General features: G+C 39.1%; 18 protein-coding genes. 2 read left to right on the top strand and 16 right to left on the bottom strand.

What is annotated here, in order from left to right:
• Nucleotides 1-117: 117 nt before the first annotated feature.
• Nucleotides 118-1,029, top strand: a complete 912-nt coding sequence (locus ACIQYG_RS19330; protein ID WP_402841125.1) for a LysR family transcriptional regulator — start codon at nucleotides 118-120, stop codon at nucleotides 1,027-1,029.
• 526 nt (nucleotides 1,030-1,555) lie between these two features.
• On the opposite strand, the gene ACIQYG_RS19325 is transcribed toward ACIQYG_RS19330, so the two are convergent.
• The 5 genes from ACIQYG_RS19325 to ACIQYG_RS19305 all read right to left on the bottom strand — a co-directional run bounded on the left by ACIQYG_RS19325 (nucleotide 1,556) and on the right by ACIQYG_RS19305 (nucleotide 6,584).
• Nucleotides 1,556-2,548, bottom strand: a complete 993-nt coding sequence (locus tag ACIQYG_RS19325) for an NAD(P)/FAD-dependent oxidoreductase (RefSeq protein WP_402841122.1) — start codon at nucleotides 2,546-2,548, stop codon at nucleotides 1,556-1,558.
• A gap of 244 nt (nucleotides 2,549-2,792) precedes the next feature.
• Nucleotides 2,793-3,041 (bottom strand): ferredoxin, encoded by a 249-nt coding sequence (locus ACIQYG_RS19320; protein ID WP_402841174.1) that lies wholly within the window; start codon nucleotides 3,039-3,041, stop codon nucleotides 2,793-2,795.
• Between the two features lie 89 nt (nucleotides 3,042-3,130).
• Nucleotides 3,131-3,925, bottom strand: a complete 795-nt coding sequence (locus tag ACIQYG_RS19315; RefSeq protein ID WP_402841119.1) for an alpha/beta fold hydrolase — start codon at nucleotides 3,923-3,925, stop codon at nucleotides 3,131-3,133.
• A 219-nt stretch (nucleotides 3,926-4,144) separates the two neighbouring features.
• Nucleotides 4,145-4,933 carry an SDR family NAD(P)-dependent oxidoreductase gene (locus ACIQYG_RS19310; RefSeq protein WP_402841117.1) on the bottom strand — a complete coding sequence of 263 codons (789 nt, stop codon included), beginning with the start codon at nucleotides 4,931-4,933 and terminating at the stop codon, nucleotides 4,145-4,147.
• A gap of 370 nt (nucleotides 4,934-5,303) precedes the next feature.
• Nucleotides 5,304-6,584, bottom strand: coding sequence for an MFS transporter (locus ACIQYG_RS19305; RefSeq protein ID WP_402841115.1), 1,281 nt, complete (start codon nucleotides 6,582-6,584; stop codon nucleotides 5,304-5,306).
• A gap of 734 nt (nucleotides 6,585-7,318) precedes the next feature.
• Here ACIQYG_RS19305 and ACIQYG_RS19300 point away from each other — a divergent pair.
• Nucleotides 7,319-8,341 carry a hypothetical protein gene (locus tag ACIQYG_RS19300; RefSeq protein WP_402841113.1) on the top strand — a complete coding sequence of 341 codons (1,023 nt, stop codon included), beginning with the start codon at nucleotides 7,319-7,321 and terminating at the stop codon, nucleotides 8,339-8,341.
• A gap of 70 nt (nucleotides 8,342-8,411) precedes the next feature.
• Here ACIQYG_RS19300 and ACIQYG_RS19295 read toward each other — a convergent pair whose 3' ends face one another.
• The 11 genes from ACIQYG_RS19295 to ACIQYG_RS19245 form a co-directional block, all read right to left on the bottom strand.
• On the bottom strand, nucleotides 8,412-8,534 hold the full coding sequence (locus ACIQYG_RS19295) for a hypothetical protein (protein ID WP_402841110.1): 123 nt from the start codon (nucleotides 8,532-8,534) through the stop codon (nucleotides 8,412-8,414).
• Between the two features lie 107 nt (nucleotides 8,535-8,641).
• Nucleotides 8,642-9,397 carry an IclR family transcriptional regulator gene (locus tag ACIQYG_RS19290; protein WP_402841107.1) on the bottom strand — a complete coding sequence of 252 codons (756 nt, stop codon included), beginning with the start codon at nucleotides 9,395-9,397 and terminating at the stop codon, nucleotides 8,642-8,644.
• Between the two features lie 163 nt (nucleotides 9,398-9,560).
• Nucleotides 9,561-11,285, bottom strand: coding sequence for a PAS domain-containing sensor histidine kinase (locus ACIQYG_RS19285; RefSeq protein ID WP_402841104.1), 1,725 nt, complete (start codon nucleotides 11,283-11,285; stop codon nucleotides 9,561-9,563).
• Nucleotides 11,286-11,308: 23 nt separating this feature from the next.
• Nucleotides 11,309-11,770 (bottom strand): GAF domain-containing protein, encoded by a 462-nt coding sequence (locus ACIQYG_RS19280; protein WP_402841101.1) that lies wholly within the window; start codon nucleotides 11,768-11,770, stop codon nucleotides 11,309-11,311.
• Nucleotides 11,760-12,413 (bottom strand): response regulator transcription factor, encoded by a 654-nt coding sequence (locus tag ACIQYG_RS19275; RefSeq protein WP_402841099.1) that lies wholly within the window; start codon nucleotides 12,411-12,413, stop codon nucleotides 11,760-11,762. The genes ACIQYG_RS19280 and ACIQYG_RS19275 overlap by 11 nt, the downstream gene beginning before the upstream one ends.
• Nucleotides 12,414-12,511: 98 nt before the next feature.
• Nucleotides 12,512-13,162 (bottom strand): sensor histidine kinase, encoded by a 651-nt coding sequence (locus tag ACIQYG_RS19270; protein ID WP_402841097.1) that lies wholly within the window; start codon nucleotides 13,160-13,162, stop codon nucleotides 12,512-12,514.
• 172 nt (nucleotides 13,163-13,334) lie between these two features.
• Nucleotides 13,335-14,843, bottom strand: a complete 1,509-nt coding sequence (locus tag ACIQYG_RS19265; protein WP_402841094.1) for a nitrate/nitrite transporter — start codon at nucleotides 14,841-14,843, stop codon at nucleotides 13,335-13,337.
• Nucleotides 14,836-15,123 carry a hypothetical protein gene (locus tag ACIQYG_RS19260; RefSeq protein ID WP_402841092.1) on the bottom strand — a complete coding sequence of 96 codons (288 nt, stop codon included), beginning with the start codon at nucleotides 15,121-15,123 and terminating at the stop codon, nucleotides 14,836-14,838. Before ACIQYG_RS19260 ends, ACIQYG_RS19265 begins: the two co-directional genes overlap by 8 nt.
• Complete coding sequence (locus tag ACIQYG_RS19255) at nucleotides 15,110-15,421, bottom strand: hypothetical protein (RefSeq protein ID WP_402841089.1); 312 nt, start codon at nucleotides 15,419-15,421, stop codon at nucleotides 15,110-15,112. The genes ACIQYG_RS19260 and ACIQYG_RS19255 overlap by 14 nt, the downstream gene beginning before the upstream one ends.
• A gap of 5 nt (nucleotides 15,422-15,426) precedes the next feature.
• Nucleotides 15,427-15,618, bottom strand: a complete 192-nt coding sequence (locus ACIQYG_RS19250) for a hypothetical protein (RefSeq protein WP_402841086.1) — start codon at nucleotides 15,616-15,618, stop codon at nucleotides 15,427-15,429.
• Complete coding sequence (locus tag ACIQYG_RS19245; protein ID WP_402841083.1) at nucleotides 15,608-16,135, bottom strand: Rieske (2Fe-2S) protein; 528 nt, start codon at nucleotides 16,133-16,135, stop codon at nucleotides 15,608-15,610. Before ACIQYG_RS19245 ends, ACIQYG_RS19250 begins: the two co-directional genes overlap by 11 nt.
• Nucleotides 16,136-16,139 lie beyond the last annotated feature (4 nt).

The raw sequence follows: 16,139 nt of genomic DNA, 5'->3' as shown, positions 1-16,139 counted from the left end.
TGAACATCCTAGTACCGCTAACCTTAAAACGTTATTTCCAGCTTAGTTTGAGAGGGAATTAAAAGTCAGCCCTTTCTTAGCCTTATATTTTCAAATCCGACTGAAGTGGGTGATTGTTTGAATTACCTATCCCTCCGCTATTTCATAGAGGTTTCTAACCATCTTAGTTTCAGTGAGGCTTCCAAAACCCTGCATATATCCCAGCCAGGACTTAGCCAACAGATTTCATCCCTTGAAAAACAATTAGGCTTTAAACTATTGAATCGAACGACAAGAAAAATTACATTGACGGAAGAAGGAGAGTACATCTATAAAAAACTTGCTCCTTCCTTTGAAGATATCGAGAAAACAGTGAATTACATAGTTGAAAATAAAGCTATCCCAAAACCTAAATTGAAGATTGCTACCGTTCCTTCTGCGGCTAGCATATATATCCCGAAGTTATTGAAAAAGATCGTGGGGCAATACCCTGAAACAGAATTTTACGTGCATGAAACAACATCTTCAAGGGCAGTAAAACTCGTAAACCAACAAAATTATCACATCGGTTTCATCCGAACGCCCATTCACGGTGACATCATCGCGAATGAAGGATTAAGCATGATTGAATTCATGAGGTTCCCTTTACAATTAGTCGTCTCCATTGATCATCCACTAGCCCAAAAAGAGGCTATACAATTAAACGAAGCAAAAGACGAACCTTTTATCCATTATGATGCCGTTCAAGCGCACTCCCTTCAATTCCTTTTGGAAAAGGCTTGTCTGACTGCTGGATTTTCACCTAAAGAATTATGTAAAGGCTCTGAATTACTTACGATTGCCAATCTAATATCCAATAACTTAGGCGTAGCCCTCATGCCGGAAGATATGGTGAGTTTGTTGGGAAAAAGCCAAGTTAAAGCCTTGAACATCGATAACTCGGAATTATCCAGTTCGATATCGGCAGTTTGGAAAAACACGGATGCCTCAATTCTGACTAAGCATATTTTGAAAACGTTAAAGAATGATCATGATTTTAACGATATTTGAGATTCTTGGTTGGAAAAATACTGCGAAACGACTTGGAGTGTAAAGGGGAGGGTCAATTAATCGGTGTTAAAAAAGCCCCCTTTCTCTTTTATGACACTGAGAAATGGGACTTTTAATATTGGATAATCTCACCTTTTAAGCTTCTTATTGGCGATGGGGCGGTCCCCGTTATATAACATATAAAAACTTGAAATCTTAAAACCTTACCATCCTTATTTGATCCGTATCTACCGGAAGTTTTACAATGATAAATATTATGAAGAATCGCTATAGGGGCGTTACTTAAAACAATCTAAAAAATCGAATTCCTAATCGTGCAGGAATTCGACTTTTATTTTCAACAATCATATTAGCCTGTTCCCTTGTTAGGCAACAAAACATGTAAAGCCTCGAAATATATCCGCTTTACTTTTTTTCGATTTTAACCTGGACAATCGAGCCTCCTATCCATAACTTATTACTTCAAGGGGCCTGCCTATGTACCTTTAATACTTTTCTTCAGAAAAGTCTTGTTGTTTGATAGAGTTCACCCAAATAAGGAAGTACTGTGCAACGGCTGAACTTTCGCCAGAGGATCAATATAGGCTTTGGCATTATTAACTGCCGTAGGACCTTCACCAAATCCTGAAGCAATTAATTTAACCTTTCCATCGTACGTACAAATATCCCCGGCTGCGTATATGCCTGAAATATTTGTTTCTTGTTTGGAATTAACGATAATTGCATTTTTATTGATGTTTAGACCCCATTCTTTAATCGCTCCAAGAGAAGAGACAAAGCCGTAATTAATAATTAAATCATCTACGTCAACTACTTCTTTTTGTTGAGTCTTAGTCTGTTCTAAAACAATTTGCGTAATTTGATCTGCTCCAACCAATTCGGAAGGAATATAAGGTGTTTTGATCTCAACAGAGGAATTCACTAATTTTTCCACACTATGTTCATGGGCACGGAATTTATCTCTTCTGTGTATCAAGGTTACCTTTTCAGCAATCGGCTCTAGCATAAGGGCCCAATCAACAGCAGAATCTCCACCGCCTAGAATCGCCACTTTTCTTCCTTTAAATTGGTTCATATCATTCACGAAATAATGCAAATTCTTATTTTCGAACTGTGTTGAATCTTCCAATTCCAGTTTACGAGGCTGAAAGGCTCCATTTCCAGCCGTAATGATCACTGATTTAGAGAAATGAGTATCGAGGTTTGTGGTGATCTTAAATGTTCCGTCTGCTTGCTTTTCCATTTGTTCAACTGCTTCTTCAAGACAAATTGTTGGTTCGAAAACTTTCATTTGTTCTTTTAAATTCTCTATCAATTCCTGCGCCCTTACTTTTGGAAAACCAGCAATATCATAAATGAATTTTTCGGGATAAAGAGCCGAAAGCTGTCCACCCAATTGAGGAAGACTTTCGAGGATTTTCACCTTCGCTTGCCTCATTCCGCCATAGAACGCAGTAAACAAGCCAACTGGGCCGCCGCCAATAATGGTTATGTCATAGATCTTCTTTTCTTCCGTCAATGTAATCACTCCTTGTTCTTCTAGGTTGGTTGTTCATACTGAACATGATTTACTGTTGGTTGTAAGGGATAAACTTGTAATGTTTCTACAAGTTATTCTTAATTTTTCCGGTTACCAAAATGAGGGATAAGATTTAGGGGTACCCCCCTTTTTTCAAAAAACTAGTGACGCCAATTTCCGTAGTTTTAAAGTCCATAAATCTATAATCATTTACAAACATCTTCATTGATTATACCTATAAATATTATTCAAATTTATTAGGGTTACCATCAAAGGATGTTTGAGCCACTTTTATAGAATCGGTTGGACATCCTTCTGAAGCATCTATCATATCTTCCTCGAGTTCTTCAGGTATTATCGCTGCCCCCACATTATTATCCAATATAACAAACGCAATACCTTCTTCATCGTAATCATAAATATCTGGAGCTGAAGCACCACAGGCTCCGCAAGCAATACAAGTTTCTTTATCCACGATTGTATAATTAGCCATTTTCCCTATCCATTCCTCTCTTAAATCTAAGCCCTGGTTTTTTACTAAGGCATTTATAGAAGCCTTAAGCAATCGAATTCGTTTTTTCCTTACTCGATACCGTTCAAAAATTCCAAAATGCTCGAATTAAACTTCCTGGGATTTTCCTGGTAACACAAATGGCCGCCATCTGGAATTATCACTAGCCGGGAGTTTATTAACTTTTCATGAATTGCTTCTGATTCCTTTATAGGAGTTACAATATCCAACTCACCACAAATCACAAGAACAGGAACCTCTATATGAGATAACAAACTCATTTGATTTAGATGATATAGCGAATATGCTACCGAGCGATACCCTGCCGGCCTTATCTGTGTCATAATCTCTTTGACCCGTATATGGACATTTTCTGAAGCATGGGGAGATAACAGTGCTTTTATCCTCTTTTCCGCTATCTCCTTAGTAGATAGGTTTTCGATTGAGAATAATCGATTTTTCAATTTCGTCTCGTTCTCTTCTGGGGTTAGAGCAGCAGCCCCCCTTGTCGAGTCTGCTAATATAAGTTTATTAATCTTATTAGGGTACAGGCAACAGTACTCTATCGCAATTGCCGCTCCCATTGAATGGCCTAGCAGATGGATTTTTTCCAACTTTAGCTGATCTAGCATGCCGTTCAGAATACGTGCAAACTCTTTAAAATTTCTATATTCTTCGGCTGGATCTGAACTTTTCCCATAACCCGGAGCATCCCATGCAATTACTGTATAATGCTCCTTTAATCCCTGGATTTGTTCCTTCCATGACTGTGAATTATTGCTCATACCATGTAATAATACTAAAGGCTCTCCACTACCTTCTATTTCATAATGAATACTTAAATCTTCTACTTTTACGTATGGCATAATATCAGTCCCCTTCTTAAGGTAAGTCTCTAACTCTTGAAAAACCCATTCTCGATATATCTTTCTTAAATTAGAGAAGATTTACTATTTTTATATTTTGCTTGGAAAATGGCAAGCTTTCGTTCTTATAAAGAAAGTGCTTCCTTTCAGATAAGCAGCAAAATCGCCTTCCGTTCCCGTTTTACAAATTAGCTAACCGTATTCAAAAACCTTGCCAGTTTAGCCGAGTCCCCGCACTGACAATCCCCCGTCGCTGGAAATGATTTCACCGGTGATTGCGCGTGATTCGTCAGAAGCTAACAGTACATACGCCGCAACGTGATCTTCCGGCATCTGGGCAAGTTGAAGAATATTCCGTTTTTTAATGCTGCTTGCTTTCGTATCATTATCGACGATTTTCACAAATGGACGAAGCGGTGGAATCACCGTGAGTGCTGTCAATGTACCCCCTGGGGCTACCGCATTTACCCGGATGGAAGGAGATAGTTCGAACGCAAGCTGTCGCATCAATCCAATTTGGGCGTGTTTGCTCGCTGTGTACCAAACACCGCCGCCATCCGGATAAAAACTTGCACCGGACACGGTAAAAATAATATTGCCATCTGTTTTTTTCAGTTCTTCAAGTGCAGCTTTAGCTCCGAAAAAAGAGCCTTTTACGTTAATATTGAATAGGAAATCATATGCTTCGGAAAGCGCCTCGGGAGTCACATCGGCAAATTTTGCAAATCCATCGAACACGCCTGCATTCGCAACGAAAACATCTAACTTTCCGAATTGCTCAACAGTAGCTTGGACCGCTTGCTCATTGTGTTCGTATTTGCTTACATCTCCCTGGTAAGTAATGATATTTTCACCAAATTCCTCTTTCATTTTCGCTAATTTGTCTTTAGAGCGGCCGATAATGCTTACTTTTGCTCCTTCTTGTATAAAACGGCGTGTGACAGCTTCTCCTATTCCGGAAGCTCCCCCTGTAATCAAAACGACTTTATCTTTTAAGGCCATACCCATTGTCTCCACCCCTTCTGTTAACTTTCAAACGTGATGAACGGTTATACAAAGATCGGTTCCCTTCATGTATACGGTCTGGTAAGCGAGTACATATTTTTTTATAACGACTCTAAATTGTTTTATATACAAAACAATGTTTCTTAACATAAACAATTCTAAAATGTAATCGCTTTATTGTCAATGTTAGCTGTAAAAAAAACTGATACTATCGTTTAAGAATACGTTCCCTTGTTGTATCAGTTGTGGTCATCCTTACTCCTGTGTACACGTCATTGAAAATTCAAGATTTTATTGTGGTTCTCAGCAAGAATCTAGCATTCCTTCTTACTGAGAAACCCTTCTAAAAAACGTATATTAACTTTTTTGCTCTCTATAAAGTTACTTTGTTTCCTGTCGTATTACTTAGGTGATTTTCGGCAACTTCTTGTTTAATCATAAACAAGTACGCCATGAACCCAAGAGTGGCTGCTACAATCAGCATGGCAATGGAGGGACCAAAATCACCGCCAGACAAATCGCGGCTCCATCCCATAATATAACTTGAAAATCCACCCATAATATTTGTGAATCCCATTAAACCGGCCGCGCGGCCCGCTGTTTCAGGTGTTGAAAATTTGATGATGAAGAAATTGGTTAGATGAAACATTCCTCCCTGAGTTCCCATGGCGAGCCCCATGGAAACTCCGGCCAAAATAGGATTTGGAGCAATGACAGCGATTGTCAAAAATACAGCTGTAAGTATGAAAAGAATCGTCGCAAGCAAACTCGGGCGTTTCGTTTTGTCCGCCAGAAATCCGCCAGCCAGGACAAATCCAAGCGCGAATAGCCATGATAATGAGGTAATCCCTGTCATTGCATCTCTTTCAAAGCCTTTGGCCTCAACGAGATATGTAGGAAGCCAAATACTGATTCCAAAGAAAAGAAAGGACGACATCAAATTGCCAAACCAGACAATCCAATAACGATAATCCTTTGCGAAGAATTGCTTCGACCGCACATCATGCGCTTCATCTTTTTGGCGAATATAGGAGACTTCTTCTTTACTCATGCGTGGATGTTCTTCTGGCGTATTACGAGCCAAAAACAGGAACATTGGAATATTTATAAACAAGTTAAAGGCGGCGAGAGCAAAGAACGCGACCTGCCAATGAAATGTTGAAATAATTAGGATGAGCATAACGGTACCCACGGCCGGGCCAAGGTAGTTTCCAGTAATCCAGAATGACTGTGCCCTGCCAAGCTCTCGTTTATTAAACCAATTCGAAATGAACTTACCCGATATCGGAATCATCATGCCTTCCCCAATTCCGAGGATGATTCTACTAATTAAAAACATTTCGTATGAAGTGGACAGCCCCCCCATGACCATTGTCGCTGTCCATACTAGTAAACCTAAAACTGCTGTTTTCCGTGCCCCTAACTTGTCGATAATAACTCCCCAAAAAATGTTGGAACAGGAGTATGAAATCATGAATATAAAGGAGATCAAGCCAATTTTTGCATTTTTATCCGGGCCAGTCAGACCAAGATCACTTAAAAATCCCGGATCGGTTTGGATAACAGAGATACCTACTTTATCAATCTGACCGAAAAACCAGAAGAAAAAAATAGGAATCGCAATGTACAACCATCTTTTTTGACCTTGTAACATGTTATTTCCCCCTTATAATAGGCTCACTTGAATGCGCTTTCATGATTTTCGATAGGAAATGACTATCATGCTATCAAACTTCACCAATTCCCCCTTTCAAAAGATAGCGGCAATTATTGTTTCATATAAAAAACAATGTTACCGATATTTAATGTTATATTGAATTTTCGTAATAGTCAATAATATTCAGAATAATAATTTTCCAACAGAAAAAGTGGTTTTATATACAAAACTAAATAAGGTATTGTTTCGATCAAAACAACCCGAAACAATACCTTAACCATGTAACACATAAAACCGGATAACGTTTCTGCCAATTCTAGTGCCTAAGGCAATGCTACATAATAATTTTTATTTGAAACTTCATTAACCGCAGCAAAAAATGTCCAACATGCTCAAAATCGCAGATGCTTCGGACTGAAGCGCTAATAAGTCTAGAGTCCGTTCAAGGTTTTAACCGGGAAAAGTATGGCGGTTTCTCCATAAGAGAAAACCATGGATTCTTGTCCAACACCCCAACTTTTGCTGATAAATTGAGGTGAACAATTACCGCCAACCAACTATCCCTTAGAGAGGTAAACCCAAAATTGAAGAATGATTCTTCTTCCGCTCATTCGTTGCGGCCTTTTCTTTTATAACGATTCTTTATAAATATATAAAAATTAACTATTTTTCTTATTTATCACTCAATGTTAGCATTTTGTTATAAGTTCATTTGAAAGGATGAGAGATGTATGACTATCCAATATTCTGAATTCGCAGTATTCGGGCTCGGTCCCATCGGAATTGAAATTCTACGCAGTGCATATCAAACGAATCCTCAATCGATTATCGGTGTTGTCGATATTGATCCCGATAAGGTAGGGAAGGATATTGGCTTACTGATCAATGAAAAGGAAACGAACAAGTGTGTAGTCCCCCATATACAGGAAGTAAATACTGAAGCTGTCCAACCTATCGCCCTACATGCAACAGGTTCCAACGCACAACAGGTATGGCCCCAAATTAAAGAGCTGCTAGATCACGGCTTTTCAGTGGTTTCCACCTGTGAACAGCTTTCCTTCCCTTGGCATCGCTACCCTTTACTTTCAAAGGAAATAGATGATTATGCTAAAGCAAAAGGACTTAGTGTCATCGGGACCGGAATCAATCCAGGGTACATCATGGATACTATGGCCATTTCTTTTACAACAGTATTGACCACTGTTAACCAAATTAAGGTCATTCGTAAAGTTGATGTTTCGAAAAGGCGCCTCCCTTTACAGAAAAAGGTTGGAATCGGGATGACCAGAGAAGAGTTTGAATTTTTAGCCCAACAGGATAAAATTGGGCATGTAGGGCTTGAAGAGTCTGTGAGGTTAATTGCTTATGGGCTGAATTGGAAACTTTCAAGTGTTACCAATACCATTGAACCAATGATTGCAAGCGAAAATATGACCGTTCCGCTAACTGCCTTAAAACGAGGGGATGTTATGGGGCTTCATCAAATTTCCACAGGCAAGACTGTGGACGGAAAGGAAATTTCCTTGGATTTAACGATGGCTGCAGGTATTAAACAGGAAGATGAAATCGTTATTGAGGGGAACGAAACCCAAAGGTTGATTGTTCCAAACGGCATTTTTGGAGATACCGCAACCGCAGCAATGATCATCAATACCGCTAAGCAAATTGATGCCCTCCGTAAACCAGGTTTACTAACAATGGCTGACATCGGGGTGCCGAGAAATATAAATCAATCACACTTTGTCCGTATTTAATGGTTAACCAACAATCCGTTTAAGTCTTACGATATTAGTAAAGGTGAACCCCGAATGGTTCACCTTTTCGTCATGATTCTGTTAATGTTTGCTCCTCAAGTTCAACCATGATGACATTCATGAAATGGTTGCTGATAAGTACTTTAAATAAAGCGGCAAACATTACACCAGTTACGGCTGAGCATGCCCACATGACAAAAATCCACCATAAGCGGTGGCTTTACTATGAATCGACCAACTTATGTAAGTTATCTTATTTCAGGAAAATATATTCCGAAAATGACATGATTTCTATCTTCATTAATGTATTTGAGAACCAAGTTTCATGGAAATCGACTTGGCGGCTTTCGTTACTTTTTCAATCAATTCAGGCAAGCGATCTTCCTGAAATCTCGCTTCAATCCCAGCCACACTAATACCAGCTACTATTTGACCTTTGCCATTGAGTATCGGTGCACTCACCGCTTTTGTATAATCCTCAAGTTCTGATGAAGTTATCGTATAACCATTCGATCTCGCTTCATCCAATGCATGACGAAGTTTAGTTTTATCCGTAATCGTTCCCATGGCGATCGGTTTTAATTGGATGTTCCCTAAATAATTTTCACGCTCTTCTTCTGGCAAAAATGCTAGGATGATTCGAGAATCGCCAGCGTACAATGGTGAACGTCTTCCAATGGATGTATAAAGACGAACAGGATGCAGGGTGTCCACCTTTTCAATATACATCGCTTCATCTTTATCCCTCACAATTAAATTCACTGCTTCTTCAACATCATCCCGAAGTTCTTTCATGATGGGATAGGAGATTGACCTGATATCCAAACGCTCCCCTACCAGTTGACCAAACTGCAGGAATATCAATCCAAGTGAATAATGGCCATTCTTGTCCTTTGTTAAAAACCCCATTTCTTCCAATGAACCCACCATACGGTGTAACGACGTTTTCGGCAAGTTGGAAAGTTCCATCATTTCATTAAAGGTGAGTTTCGGATGATTTATGAAAAGGGTTAAGATTTGCATGGATTTCACGACCGTTTTGTTATGTGCCTGCATACGATGTCTCCTTTCATGATACATGTTTCTCTTAACTATCATTCTAATATAAAACATGGAAGAAAGGATGTAATTTTATTTTCTTTAACAGTGGTTAATGGCTAATCAAGCTCATAGTTAGTTCGCTTATCGTTAAATGTCGGATTAATTTGCTTGAGCACATTCACCACAAAGGCATTTTCAAAATTACTTTTGTCCCTTTCCCTTCGCCAGAATGAAGGAGAAGGTTTCCACCGGAAGCTTTGGCTCTTTCCTCCATACTGAATATGCCAACTCCCCGGGTGACTTTTTCTATATCAAAGCCCATTCCTTTATCTTCTATTTCCACTTGAACTTCTTCCTCTATTTCCCGGATCGTCACTGAAGCTTCTTCGGTTTGAGCATATTTCCGAATATTTGTTAATGCTTCTTGGATAATACGGTAAATGGTAATTTCTTTGTTTGTATTAAGACGGCAATTCAAATAGCAGTCAAAACGGACCTTGATATGATGATGCTCTGAAAATTGCACCAATAAAGAGCGAATGGCAGGGAACAGCCCAAGATCATCAAGTACAGATGGCCTTAATTCCCAGGATAGTTGCCGGAGCGCTTCGATAATTTCGGTCGTTTCATCCTGCATCTGATCTAACAGGGGATGATCCATCTCCGTCTGCAGCCTGTTAATCGTTATGAGGTGGCTGTATAAGTTTTGTCCGATATCATCATGAAGCTCTCGGGAAATGCGTTTTCTTTCTTCTTCCTGCACATCAATGATTTTCCCGGTCATTTTCTGAATTTCTTCTTCCGCATGCTTACGCTGGGTCACTTCATGACGAATCGCTAAATATTGGTAAGGTTTATTGTATTCATCAAGAAAGGGAACTATTGTAGTATCCACCCAATAATAACTATTATCCTTGGTCTTATTTTTAATCTCGCCTTTCCATACTTCACCTGCAGAAATTGTTTTCCAAAGATTCTTGAAAAACTCTTTCGAATGAAAACCCGAGTTAATAATTCGATGATCCTGTCCGATCAACTCTTCTTTTGAGTACTTTGAAATCCGGCAAAATTGATCATTGACATATTTGATCGTCCCTCTTTGATCGGTTATTGCTACAATTGAGGAAGCATCCAAAGCAAATTGAAAATCGGTCATTTTATTTACGGATTTTCCTAATTCCTCTAAAACTCGTTTATATTCAGTAATTTCCTTCCGGATTGCCAAATATTTATAAGGGTTTCCTTTTTCATTTAAGAAAGGGACAATTGTGGTATCCACCCAGTAATAGGTTCCATCCTTCGCTTTGTTCTTAATTTCACCCCGCCATACACTTCCTGATGAAATTGTTCGCCAAAGTCCTTGCATAAATCCCTTTGAATGATAACCTGAATTGATAATTCGGTGATCCTTCCCAATAAGCTCAGCTGCTGAATATTTGGATACCTCACAAAATTTCGTATTAAAGTTTATTATCTTTCCCTTTTCATCCGTAAATGCAACAATCGTTGATTCATCAAGTGCGTAACTTAAATCAACCAGCTCATTTAACGGATAGGATTGCTGCTGATTAATCCGTGATTGGTCTTTTACTTTATGGACTACGATTAAGTAATAGAGCTCTTTGGCAAGCTGAAAGGCGTTCACCCTGAAAAAAAGTGAAAAAGCATGACCATCCCGGTGAATACCAATCTGGTGGATGAATTCCCCTTCCCTACTGGACAGAAGGTTTGCCCCTGGTATAAGCTTCAAAAGCTTTTCCCCGTTCAATTCATGATGTTCATAACCAAAGTTTTCATATACCTGTTGATTTGCAAAAGAGATGACTCCAGATTCATTGACAAGGATCGTCGCATCGCTAGATCCAGGCGAAACCTCTTTTTCCATATGTTTATTCAAGCCCATACATAATCCTCCTTGTTGCCATGTTATATTGAGCTGTTCAATTCTTTTTCCAATTTTTTCGCTGCATCAAGGATCGTATGTTGGTCACTTTCAGATATAGGCTGATCTATTCGTTTCCCCACTAATAGTACCCCTTTTGGAACACCTTTAAATTCAATTGGAACCGCGAAGGCGTAACTGAGATTTTCCGCGAGCATGATGGGATACTCTAATGCTTTGCCGTGAATATTATTGGGAAAACCCTCAATTTTCATCGGCCTCCCCGTTGATATTACCCTGCCTGCTATTCCTTTTCCATATCGAACTGTTATCCTTTTGTATTTATCATTTCTGTTCCCGGCGGCATAATGCCAGCTTATGTCAGGACCTTTACTGTTTTGTAAAGCAAGGCCAACAAAATCACAGTTTATTTCTTCTAATACACGTTCACACGCTTTTTTTAATGATTGATCCGCGTTCGATTGACTGCCCCCTTTATATTCCATACCCTAATAACCCCTTTTTTAAAGCGAATGCAACAAGTTCATGCCTTGTTTTCATCTTGAGCTTTTCCATTAAGTTTCCTTTATGACTTTCAACCGTTTTCACGCTTATGACAAGCTGTCCGGCAATCTCTTTATTGGAAAACCCTTTCGCAATCAACGTCAGTACCTCTTTTTCACGGTCAGACAACAGATTGAAAGAATCAGCGGTCCCCTGCTTCACACTCCCTATGTATTCTTCCATAACCCTTTTTGTTGCAGATGGATGAAGGTAAGCATTTCCGTTCGATAAAGATCGGATGGCTAACAATAATTCTTCATGTGGTGCACTTTTTAAAATACAGCCTGAAGCCCCTGCTTGAATAGTTCTGAACAAATATTCATCATCATCATGCATAGTAAGTATTAATATGGCCACTTCAGGCATTAGTTTCTTCAGTTCGGAAGTTGCCGATAAGCCATCTTTTCCATGAGGCATGCTTAAATCCATGACTACTACATTAGGCTGGAGCTCCAGTGCTCGTTGTATTCCTTCATTCCCATCAGAAGCTTCCCCTATGACGTCCATATCAGCATGATTATTTAATAGCATTTTTAAGCCCATTCTTACAACGGCGTGATCATCGCAAAGCAAAATTTTTATCAAAGCTGCTCCCCCTTAGCTTTGTTCGTATTTTTATCGTTTATAATGAATATGAAACAACAAGGGGGATTGCTTAATTCGCAAACCCCTTGTTTAGCATTCTAATATAATGATAGTGAAATCTCTATAGAAGTACCATCATCTATTTTTGAAAAAACGGTACAATTCCCGCCAATCAAATGCATTCTTTCACTCATGGCAGCAAGCCCGCTCAACTTATTCATGGCAGATTCAACCTCAAACCCTTTCCCTGAATCTTTAATCTTTATCATTAACCTGCTTTTTTCCCATATGAATATCATACTTGCCTTCGTTGTATCTGCATACCTTGCTATATTCATCAATGCTTCTTGGCAAACCCTGAAAAGTGTAATGTTATCTCTATCGGAGATTTGCGATTCAATACCCAAATTCTCTATCTCAACCTCAATGCCATAGGTTGAAGTGTATAATTTAATATAGCTTTTCATAGCAGACATCAGCCCTAGAGTTGTTAGGGTGGGAGGATGCAATTCTACAGCCAAGAGCCTGATTTCTCGAATTGTCTTTTCCAATAACTGGTTCATATCACCTGCATAGCTTTTCATGGCAGGCTGTTCGATTGTCTTTTCAATGAGCTTCATACCTGTAAAAAGACTGTAGAGGGACTGTCCCACACCTTCATGAAGCTCCATTGCAATTCGTTTTATCTCTTCTTCATGTGTTTGTATGATATAAGAACTTATTTTGTTTTTGAGTGGCTGAGTATTCATTCATTCCCATCCTCCTTCTTATTGTCGCTGGTTATTTGCCATCCGAAATCGCCATTCTCCCAATTAAAGCTTTTCGGTCAAGCGGTGAAAACACTGACGTAACTTTCTTTCCCATCGGAAAATTTGCATTCTCCAATTCAGACTTCAAATTCAAAGATTTTATCCGCATATTTCATTTTATGCTTTTTTCACTATGACTTGAAATGTCACTAAACATTCCGGCATATTGAACAACATCCTCAGCATCATCTTTAATTGCACTAATCGTCAGCCATTGTAGGTATTGTTGCCCATCTTTTCGGCTATTCCAAATTTCACCTTGCCAGAAACCATTTTTTTCAATAGATTTCCACATATCCTCATAAAAAGTTTGAGGCTGCCTGCCTGACTTAAGTAAACTGGGGTCCTTTCCAATTACTTCATTTTCTTGATAGCCAGTAATCCTTGTAAACGAAGGGTTTACTGAAATGATCTTACCGGTGGTATCGGTGATCAGAATCCCTTCTATTGTATGATCAATCACTTCTTTGGCAAGCCCCATTTTACCTTGGAAATACATCCAGACTACTAAAATCAAACTTGCAAGGGCAACTTCTGATAATGCCATGAACCCGATTGCATAATGGCCTGTGATATTGAATAGCAAGGAAAGAATTAACGGTGGGAAAAATCCTCCCAAACCGCCCATTGCGGACACGATACCATTCACAATACCAGCCTGCTTTTGGAAATACATGGGCACGAGCTTAAAAATAACACCATTTCCTATTCCAGCGCAGAGAGCAATACTTAAACAGCCAAATGTGTACCAGCCAATTGATGGAGCAAAGGATAGGATCATTGCTGAAATCGTATAAACTCCAAAAACAAACATGAGGAGAATAAGAGAATGGAAGCGGTCGGCAAGCCACCCGCCAATAGGCCTCATCATGGTAGCAAGAACAATAAAGCCTGCTGTCCTTACACCCGCATCAACTTTGTCTAATCCAAAGTTCGCTACAAGAAAGTTTGGCAGATAAATAGTAAATGCAACAAAAGAACCGAATGTTATAAAGTAAAATAAGCTTAGCAGCCATAGTTTTTCATTTTTGTAGACACCCTTAATTTGTTCTAAAAGCGGTGTTTTAACTCTCAGTTCCTTTTTATCCCCTAATAGGAAGTTACCTACGATAAAGACTGCCAAAATAACGAGATAAAGCTGAACGGTTGTTGACCAGCCAAACTTCGTAGCTACAACAGGTGCAGCAAACGCTGATATAGCCGTACCGAGGTTTCCTGCACCATAAATTCCGTTTACAAAGCCGTGGCTTTCCTTAGGATAATACTTCGGTAAAGAGGTTACTCCAACAGAGAATACGGCTCCTCCAATACCAAGAAAAAGCCCCCCAATCAACAAATCAGCAAGAGAATCCGCAATGCTGATATAATAAACAGGGAATACCAGTGATATAAAGCTAATCAGGAAAATTTTCCTTGCCCCGAACTGATTGGCGTAAAAGCCAAGGGGAATGCGAAGAATAGATCCTAAAATAACCGGAACAGCTGTTACCAGTGCAAGCTGACCATCCGGTATTGCGATATCTTCTTTAATAAACGGCAGCAGGGACGATATTAATACCCACACCATAAATCCGACAACGAGGTTTAAGGTTTGTAATGGAAGCTGAATTCTTTTAAACATCCTGACCACTCTCTCTTCTAATTACATATTGTAAACTCGCTTTTTCGTCAAAAGCTGACCACTCATTTGTATTTTTAGTTACATTGGAAATCAACGGGACAGCGAAAAAATTAATGTCGTCAAAGTAAATACGCAGATGTGTTATATCAGGACAAAGTTCCACCTTAACAATCGTTTTAGAAACGAAAGGAGCTTTATCCTGGCCATCATCATCCAAGATGGCTACACTTGCTTTTTCCGATATCAATGATTGTATATCTTCTATTTTAATGTGATCCACAGGTATTGCATCCTCTCTTCGCTGTGTATACATTCATTTGATAACCCTGCAAATATTTCCAGAATGTATCTTCTGCATGATTCTCGATAAATTCAATTGTTTCTTCTTCAGACTCCCATTTGCCCATTCCCTTGACTTCGGCAACTACAATGTCGACCCCATCTATTGACTTTTCATCCAAATACCAGTTAAGAAGAACACCTTTAAAAAGTTCTGAAAGGAGCTTATCGATTTCAGCAGCAAAATTTCCAGATGCTTCTTTTACAAAACAAAAATCAAGGTATGTTTCATTGTTCATGTGATTCACGCCTTTTCGTTTTTCGTTTTTTTATAAATAAATAACGCTAATGGAAATACCCCAAGGTTTAATCCCCCAAATATTAAAACATTTACATAATTTTCATAATAATATTGATGAACCATAAATTGCGTAAATACAATATTAATCATCAAGAAGGCACAAAGCAACGCGACACCAAAAAATTTATGATCCATAACGCTTCACCCTCACTGCGTATACCCCGCCATTTTCAACTTTCACCTGAATTTCAGGCAGCGGCCTTCTTGGCGGACCCGCAGTTGGAGCACCTGTTTCAACATCAAATTTCCCATGATGACAAGGACAAACCATCTCTCCTTCATCCTTCACCCAGAAAACCGGGCAACGAAGATGTGTGCATGCATTTTGATAAGCTACGTATTTCTTTTCAGACAATCTGATCAAAATGGCATCATCATGATCACCAGGAAATTTAAAATCTACTGCGTCACCAATTGCAATTTTGCTTACATCTGTGATTTTTTTGTGAGGATACTCCTTTTCACCAAGTCCCATCAATTCTTTAGCCGCTACCGCTCCCCAAGGAAGGGACGAAATTGCGAATACACCAGCCGCACCCACTAATGTTTTCATGAACCCACGTCTGTCGAGCTTTCTTTCATTATTCCGGTCAATATTATGGGTGTAATTATCTTCATTAAAGGGAAATTTATTATTTTTATCTGACGGCATCTTA

Origin of the sequence: Peribacillus sp. NPDC096622, assembly GCF_044762665.1 — a bacterium.
GTDB lineage: Bacteria > Bacillota > Bacilli > Bacillales > DSM-1321 > Peribacillus > Peribacillus frigoritolerans_B.
Note: the sequence above shows the minus strand (reverse complement) of the source record. Positions and strands in the feature narration are given on the sequence as shown.

Excerpts from the sequence above, each read along its gene's own strand:
- ACIQYG_RS19265 (WP_402841094.1), bottom strand. The coding sequence starts at position 14,843 with ATGTTTAAAAGAATTCAGCTTCCATTACAAACCTTAAACCTCGTTGTC.
- ACIQYG_RS19300 (WP_402841113.1), top strand. The coding sequence starts at position 7,319 with ATGACTATCCAATATTCTGAATTCGCAGTATTCGGGCTCGGTCCCATC.
- ACIQYG_RS19315 (WP_402841119.1), bottom strand. The coding sequence starts at position 3,925 with ATGCCATACGTAAAAGTAGAAGATTTAAGTATTCATTATGAAATAGAA.
- ACIQYG_RS19285 (WP_402841104.1), bottom strand. The coding sequence starts at position 11,285 with ATGGGCTTGAATAAACATATGGAAAAAGAGGTTTCGCCTGGATCTAGC.
- ACIQYG_RS19255 (WP_402841089.1), bottom strand. The coding sequence starts at position 15,421 with ATGAACAATGAAACATACCTTGATTTTTGTTTTGTAAAAGAAGCATCT.
- ACIQYG_RS19280 (WP_402841101.1), bottom strand. The coding sequence starts at position 11,770 with ATGGAATATAAAGGGGGCAGTCAATCGAACGCGGATCAATCATTAAAA.
- ACIQYG_RS19295 (WP_402841110.1), bottom strand. The coding sequence starts at position 8,534 with ATGTGGGCATGCTCAGCCGTAACTGGTGTAATGTTTGCCGCTTTATTT.
- ACIQYG_RS19270 (WP_402841097.1), bottom strand. The coding sequence starts at position 13,162 with ATGAATACTCAGCCACTCAAAAACAAAATAAGTTCTTATATCATACAA.
- ACIQYG_RS19310 (WP_402841117.1), bottom strand. The coding sequence starts at position 4,933 with ATGGGTATGGCCTTAAAAGATAAAGTCGTTTTGATTACAGGGGGAGCT.
- ACIQYG_RS19305 (WP_402841115.1), bottom strand. The coding sequence starts at position 6,584 with ATGTTACAAGGTCAAAAAAGATGGTTGTACATTGCGATTCCTATTTTT.
- ACIQYG_RS19245 (WP_402841083.1), bottom strand. The coding sequence starts at position 16,135 with ATGCCGTCAGATAAAAATAATAAATTTCCCTTTAATGAAGATAATTAC.
- ACIQYG_RS19290 (WP_402841107.1), bottom strand. The coding sequence starts at position 9,397 with ATGCAGGCACATAACAAAACGGTCGTGAAATCCATGCAAATCTTAACC.
- ACIQYG_RS19320 (WP_402841174.1), bottom strand. The coding sequence starts at position 3,041 with ATGGCTAATTATACAATCGTGGATAAAGAAACTTGTATTGCTTGCGGA.
- ACIQYG_RS19250 (WP_402841086.1), bottom strand. The coding sequence starts at position 15,618 with ATGGATCATAAATTTTTTGGTGTCGCGTTGCTTTGTGCCTTCTTGATG.